The following is a 6,264-nucleotide window of genomic DNA, read 5'->3' as shown; positions in this document are numbered from 1 at the left end:
ATAAGAGACAGCGCCCCAGCCTCCGGAGCCGGACGAGGACGACCGCTTCGTGGAAGCGAAGCTCGCCCAGGCGAAGCAACTGATGGACCAGTACCTGAACCTGCGCAAGTAGGGGCGGGCAAACAGGGGCGCCCCATGGTACAGGGGCGCACATGCCCAAAATCCGCAAAGTGCTCGTCGCCAACCGCGGCGAGATCGCCATCCGGGTAATGCGCACCTGCAAGGAACTCGGCATCGCCACGGTGGCCGTGTACTCCGAGGCAGATCGCTCCGCGCTCCATGTGCGCACCGCCGACCAGGCCTTCCTCGTCGGTCCCCCGCCCTCGCGTGAAAGCTATCTGGTCCAGGAGAAGATCCTGGAGGTCGCGAAGCTGTCCGGCGCGGACGCCATCCACCCCGGCTACGGCTTCCTCTCCGAGAACGCGACCTTCGTGCGCGCCTGTGAGAAGGCCGGCATCACCTTCATCGGGCCGCCCGCCGCCGCCATGGACGCCATGGGTGAGAAGACCCGCGCGCGCCAACATGATCAAGGCCGGCGTGCCCGTCGTCCCGGGCTCCACCGAACCCATCCAGACGCCCGAGGAAGCGCGCGAGTACGCGCAGAAGATCGGCTTCCCCATCATGCTCAAGGCCGCCGGTGGCGGCGGTGGCAAGGGCATGCGCCGGGTGGAGGGCCTGCACGACTTCGACTCGGCGTGGCGCTCCGCCAAGAGCGAGGCGATGAGCTCGTTCGGCAACGACTCGGTCTACATCGAGAAGTACCTGGAGAAGCCCCACCACGTGGAGATCCAGGTCTTCGCCGACCAGTACGGCAACACCATCCACCTGAACGAGCGCGAGTGCTCCGCGCAGCGCCGTCACCAGAAGGTGGTGGAGGAGACGCCCAGCCCCATCCTCACGCCGGAATTGCGCGCGAAGATGGGCGAGGTCGCGGTGAAGGCGGCCAAGGCCGTCAACTACGTGGGCGCCGGGACGGTGGAGTTCCTCGTCGACGTGCACCGCAACTTCTACTTCCTGGAGATGAACACCCGCCTCCAGGTGGAGCACCCGGTGACGGAGTGGGTGACGGGCCTGGACCTGGTCGCCATGCAGATCCGCGCCGCGGAAGGGGAGAAGCTGCCCCTGTTCGAAGCACCGGAGCCGCGCGGCCACGCGATTGAAGTGCGCGTGTACGCGGAGGACCCCGCGCGCAACTTCATGCCCAGCCCCGGCAAGATCACCTCCCTGCGCGTGCCGGGCGGACCGAACGTGCGGGATGACTCGGGCGTGTTCGCGGGCTTCACGGTGCCCAACTTCTACGACCCGATGATCTCCAAGCTGTCCGTGTGGGGACCCACGCGGGAAGTGGCCATCGCCCGGGCGAAGCGCGCGCTGTCCGAGTACGTGGTGAAGGGCATCACCACCAACATCCGCTACCTGCACGGCATCCTGTCGCATCCGGAGTTCGTGGGCGGCGACTACGACACCAGCTTCCTCACGCGCGAGCACACGGCGCTGCTGGGCAGCGAGGACACCGGCTTGAGCGAGGTGGCATTGCTCGCCAGCACGCTCCACGCCTTCCAGCGCGACCAGAAGCGCGCGAAGACGCTGCCCGCGGGCGCGGGCGGTGGCAACGGCCGCATCAGCCCGTGGCGTCTGGCGTTGAAGAGCCGCCGCCGCTGAAGCCGTCTTCCTTGCGCAAGCCTTTCGGAAGGACCTTTTCCCCATGCGTTACTTCACGAAGCAGCAGGGCCAGAAGGAAGCGGTGGCGGTGGACCTGGAGTCCCTGGGCCAGGACCGCTACCAGCTTACGTTGAACGGCAAGACGTTCCAGGTGGACGCGCTGTCCGTGGAGCACGGCACGCTGTCGCTGCTGGTGGACGGCCAGTCGTACAACGTCGAGTTCGAGGAGAACGGCGACGAGATTGGCACCCTGGTGCGCGGGCAGGTGAACCGCGTGGACGTGGCGGACGAGCGCAAGCTGCGGATGCGCGCTGCCGCCGGCAGCTTCTCCGTCGAAGGCAAGCAGACCATCCTGGCGCCCATGCCCGGCAAGGTCGTGAAGGTGCTGGTCAAGGTCGGTGATGAAGTCACCGAAGGCCAGGGGCTCGTGGTCGTGGAGGCCATGAAGATGGAGAACGAGCTCAAGAGCCCCAAGGCCGGCAAGGTGACGGAGGTGTTCGCCAGGGAAGGCACCGCCGTGGAGAACAACGCGAAGCTCGTCGTGGTGGAGTAGCCCACCCGTTTCCCTTCGCTTCGCGCAGCCCCCGAGGTTCAAGCCCCATGGACATGCTCTGCACGCTGCGCAGCGCCACCGAGACGCAGCTCCAGGCCCTGCGCAAGGCCCCCACCCGGCTGGAGTCCTTCCTGGAGGATGAGGAGGACTTCGGCGACGCGAAGGGCGCGGCGTTCCTGGAGCTGGACATCGGCGAGGCGTGGCACGGCCTCCAGTTCCTGCTCACCGGCACCGCCTGGGAAGGCACCCCGCCGCTGGACTTCCTGGTGCGCGGCGGCGAGGACGTGGGCGACATCCCGTCCGACGAAGGCACCGCGCGCGTGTTCGACGCGGCCAGCGTGAAGGCCCTGGCGGAGGCGCTGAAGACGGTGTCCGAGGACACGCTGCGCCAGCGCTTCGACCCGGCGCGGCTCCAGGCGGAGGACATCTACCCCGGCACCTGGGAGGAAGAGGAGCCGGCGGAGGACGTGGATCCGCTGGAGGAGCTCGTCTCCTACTTCGTGGAGCTGCGGAAGTTCACCGCCGCGGTGGCGAAGCGCGGCCACGCGCTGCTCGTGCACATCGGCTGAAGGTCGTGCCTGGAAGCGGCCCTCAGGCCGCCGTCCAGTTGCCCCACACGTCGTGCCCCAGCTTGAGCACCAGCGCGGCCACCACGCCCAGCACGACGATGCGCACCAGCTTGTCGCCGCCCTTCACCGCCACGTGCGCGCCCAACCACGCGCCGGTGAACTGGGCGGCGGCCATGGGCAGCGCCACCTTCCACAGCACCACGCCCTTGAGCGCGAAGAGCGCCATCGACGCCAGGTTGGAGGCGAAGTTCACCACCTTCGCGTCCGCGGACGCCCTCGCCAGCCCGTGGCCCAGCAGCGACGAGAAGGCCACGATGAGGAACGTGCCGGTGCCCGGACCGAAGAAGCCGTCGTAGGTCCCGATGACCAGCGCGATGAGCGCGCCAATGGCCTGCGCGCGCGGCCGGGGTGAGGGCTCGACACCCTCGCGCTTTGGCGGCGTGCGGCGGAAGGCCAGGAACACCGCCACCGCGATGAGCAGCACCAGCACCAGCGGCTTGAGCACCTCCGGACGCAGGAGCAGCACCAGCGCCGCGCCGCCGAACGCACCCATCAGGCCAAAGGGAAACGCCACCTTCGCGAGCTGCTTGTCCACGAGCCCCGCGCGAGCGAAGCGCACCAGCGCCGCGCCCGAACCGAACACGGACTGCCCCTTGTTGGTGCCCAGCGCGAGGTGCGCGGGAAAGCCCGCCGTCAGCAGCGCCGGCAGCGTGATGAGCCCGCCGCCTCCCGCGATGGCGTCCACGAAGCCCGCGCTCAACGCGGCCAGACAGAGCAGCAGGAGCTTCAACGCGCCGACATCCAGGTCCACGTGAGGCCCGCCTCCCAGCGGGTGGCGCCCGCTTATCACCCTCGCGACAGGCCGTCCTGGCCGGTTGCTTGCGTCACGCCGAAGCTTGGGGGTCAATGCGGTCATGCTCGCGACCTTGATGACCGTGCTGGCACTGACGCTGGCCGCGCCACCCTCCCCTCCGGACGCGTCCACCGCCACGTGCCGCTCCATCGACGGCCATGTGTCCTGTGGCTACGCGTGCAAGTCGGATGGACAGCGCGTGCGGTGCGCCCAGACGCTCCAGGGGCGCTGTACGGTCATCGACGGGCAGGCGTCCTGTTTCGACCCACCCGCCTACGTGGTGAAGGCGTACGGCGCCGCGCTGCCGGAGTCGGAGTGCAAGACCATCGACGGGGTGGTGGGCTGCGGCTATTCGTGCGTCACCGACTTCGGCAAGGTGAAGTGCGCCCGGACGCCCGCCGGCGTGTGCAAGGCCCAGAGCGGCAACGTGACGTGCTTCGACCCGCCCGCCGCCGTGTTCGCGGTGTACGGCAAGCAGGTGCCGCGTGCGCAGTGCGTCAGCAACGGACTTCAGATGGCGTGCGGCTTCAACTGCGTGAACGCCTCCGAGGGCGTGCGCTGCGCGAAGACGCCCGTGGGCGTGTGCAAGGCCCAGAACGGCAGCATCACCTGCTTCGACCCGACGCCCGCCGCGCTCTGCGCGTGGGGCCGCACCCTGCCCACACCCCAGTGCAAGCTGGGCGAGACGGGCCCGGTGTGCGGCTTCAACTGCACCACGGCGTACGGCAAGGTGGCGTGCTCGGGCACCCCGGCGGGCATGTGCAAGGTGTTCGACAGCGAGGTGTACTGCTTCGACCCGCCCGCCGAGCAGCAGGCGGACGCGGCGTGTCTTGCCAGCGTGGGCCTGGCCGCGATGGACGGCGCCGCGCCTTGATTCGACGCCCGCCGGTCTCCCCCCGGTGGTCGAGTGCTTGGACCTTCGGGGAGGCGGCGGTAAAATTGCGCCATCCCGGCACTGGCGGGATTGGGAGCAGGACGGCACATGGCGGAGGGTGAGGTCCGGCAGTACTGGGTTCGCAACGATCGAGGCACCACGTGGGGGCCGCTGACGGGGCCCACCATCGAGCTGCTCATCGACAGTGGCGCCATCCAGGGCAGGATCCAGGTCTCCAACGACGGCCTCCAGTTCGCCTTTCCGTGGCGCTTCCCGGAGGTGCGTGACGTCTTCCCCCGGGAGCTGTGGGGGGACGGCGCGCCCGCGTCGCTCTTGCAATCCGCGCCCGTCGCCCCGCCCCCACCCGGTCCCGTCTCCCAGCAGCCCGTGGCGGGTCCGGTGGCCGCGCCCATGGCGGGTCCCGGGGCCATCAGCGCGCCGCGCGCGGGTCCCGGTCCCACGGCCGGACCTGGCGCGATGCGGGGACCAGCACCGGCGGTCCGCGCGGGCGTGGATGCCTCCGGGCGCCCCATCGCCACGGCGGTCGCGGGCCCCGGCGCGCCTCCCCGTCCGGGAGCCCCCGTCGTCGGAGCTCCGGCCGCCCGTCCGGTGGCGCCGCCTCCGCAGCCGCCGACTCCGCAGGATGACGGCACCACCACGGTGCCGCCCCAGGGCCAGCTCCAGCAGGCCTCGCCCGTGCAGCTCTACGGCCGCATCGCGGCGGGCGAACACACGGGCCTGCTGACGCTGACCCTCGCGGACCGCACGCTGTGGATCCACTTCCGCAAGGGCAACCCGGAGTTCGTGGACTCGTCGCACGCGGAGGACGTGCTCGGCGCGTCGCTGCTGGCGGCGCGGCTGCTGACGGCCGAACAGCTCCAGCAGGCGGAGGGCTCGAAGGAACGCTTCGGAGGGGACCTGCTCGGGGCTCTCTTCGGGCTGGGCATCCTCCAGCCGGCCACGGCCTTCACCCAGCTTGCGCAGCGAGGCCTGGGCATCCTGGGCAAGGCGTTGCGCGCGGAGACCGGCACCTTCACCTTCGAGGCGCGCGACCTGCCTTCGGCGAAGGCGATGCCGCTGGGCAACCGCTGGGCCGTGCTCAGCGACCAGGTGCGCCGCATCCCGACGGCGGACCTCAAGCGCCGGCTCAGCTACGTCCTCCCGATGCCCATCATGAAGTCCGGGGGACGGGTGGCGGCCAGTGAGCTGCGCCTGACGCCGCATGAGGTGCGCGCGCTCGCGTTCATCGACGGGGTGCGCTCGCTGGGGCAGCTCCTCCAGGACGTTCCCCAGGACGCGGAGCACCTGCTGCGCATCGCCTTCCTGCTCAAGGAGCTGAACGCGGTGTCGTTCGCGGCCACGCGCACGCAGACGGCGACCCCGCCTCCGCCCGCTGGCCCTGTTCCGCCGCAAGGCGTGGCCCCCGCTGGAGCGCCCACCCCCGCGAGGCCCTCCGGCTCGATTCCGTCGGTGGGTGCGCCCTCCGGTGGAGCCCCCTCCGCCGCGCAGTCCGGGACGCCCGCGCGCCCTGGCGTGCCCGTCGCGGGCCCCGGTGCACCGGTCGCCAGTCCCGGCGCACCTGCCTCCGGGCCTGGCGCCGCGCCCCGTCCTCCGGGTGCTCCCGCTGGCGCCGCCCCCACGGCGGGTCCCGGAGCCGCGCCCCGTCCTCCAGGTGCTCCCGCCGGTGTCGCACCCGCCGCGGGCCCGGGTGCACCGGTCGCCGGTCCTGGCGCGGTGCCCCGTCCCCCAGGGG

General features: G+C 70.9%; 5 protein-coding genes and 1 pseudogene. 5 read left to right on the top strand and 1 reads right to left on the bottom strand.

All coding sequences use genetic code 11. The features are described 5' to 3' along the window. The first annotated feature begins 152 nt into the window (after window positions 1-152). From accC to D7V88_RS37870, 3 genes and pseudogenes are all read left to right on the top strand, one after another. Window positions 153-1,662 (top strand): annotated as a pseudogene (gene accC / locus D7V88_RS37880) (acetyl-CoA carboxylase biotin carboxylase subunit). A gap of 43 nt (window positions 1,663-1,705) precedes the next feature. Then, window positions 1,706-2,215 (top strand): biotin/lipoyl-containing protein, encoded by a 510-nt coding sequence (locus D7V88_RS37875; protein ID WP_120545422.1) that lies wholly within the window; start codon window positions 1,706-1,708, stop codon window positions 2,213-2,215. Window positions 2,216-2,262: 47 nt separating this feature from the next. Further along, window positions 2,263-2,784: a YfbM family protein gene (locus D7V88_RS37870; RefSeq protein WP_120545421.1), complete on the top strand. Its 522-nt coding sequence runs from the start codon at window positions 2,263-2,265 to the stop codon at window positions 2,782-2,784. Between the two features lie 22 nt (window positions 2,785-2,806). Here D7V88_RS37870 and D7V88_RS37865 read toward each other — a convergent pair whose 3' ends face one another. Continuing rightward, complete coding sequence (locus D7V88_RS37865; protein WP_120545420.1) at window positions 2,807-3,595, bottom strand: TSUP family transporter; 789 nt, start codon at window positions 3,593-3,595, stop codon at window positions 2,807-2,809. 103 nt (window positions 3,596-3,698) lie between these two features. On the opposite strand from D7V88_RS37865, the gene D7V88_RS37860 reads away from it, so the two are divergent. Together D7V88_RS37860 and D7V88_RS37855 are read left to right on the top strand one after the other, a co-directional pair. Then, window positions 3,699-4,511, top strand: coding sequence for a hypothetical protein (locus D7V88_RS37860; protein ID WP_120545419.1), 813 nt, complete (start codon window positions 3,699-3,701; stop codon window positions 4,509-4,511). Window positions 4,512-4,619: 108 nt separating this feature from the next. Then, window positions 4,620-6,264: DUF4388 domain-containing protein (locus D7V88_RS37855; RefSeq protein WP_341870751.1), on the top strand; the 1,645-nt coding region annotated here is incomplete at its 3' end.

The organism is Corallococcus terminator, from assembly GCF_003611635.1.
In the GTDB taxonomy this organism is placed as follows: domain Bacteria; phylum Myxococcota; class Myxococcia; order Myxococcales; family Myxococcaceae; genus Corallococcus; species Corallococcus terminator.
Note: the sequence above shows the minus strand (reverse complement) of the source record. Positions and strands in the feature narration are given on the sequence as shown.

Coding starts and splice junctions, on each gene's coding strand:
- D7V88_RS37875 (WP_120545422.1), top strand. CDS start 1,706: ATGCGTTACTTCACGAAGCAGCAGGGCCAGAAGGAAGCGGTGGCGGTG.
- D7V88_RS37870 (WP_120545421.1), top strand. CDS start 2,263: ATGGACATGCTCTGCACGCTGCGCAGCGCCACCGAGACGCAGCTCCAG.
- D7V88_RS37860 (WP_120545419.1), top strand. CDS start 3,699: ATGCTCGCGACCTTGATGACCGTGCTGGCACTGACGCTGGCCGCGCCA.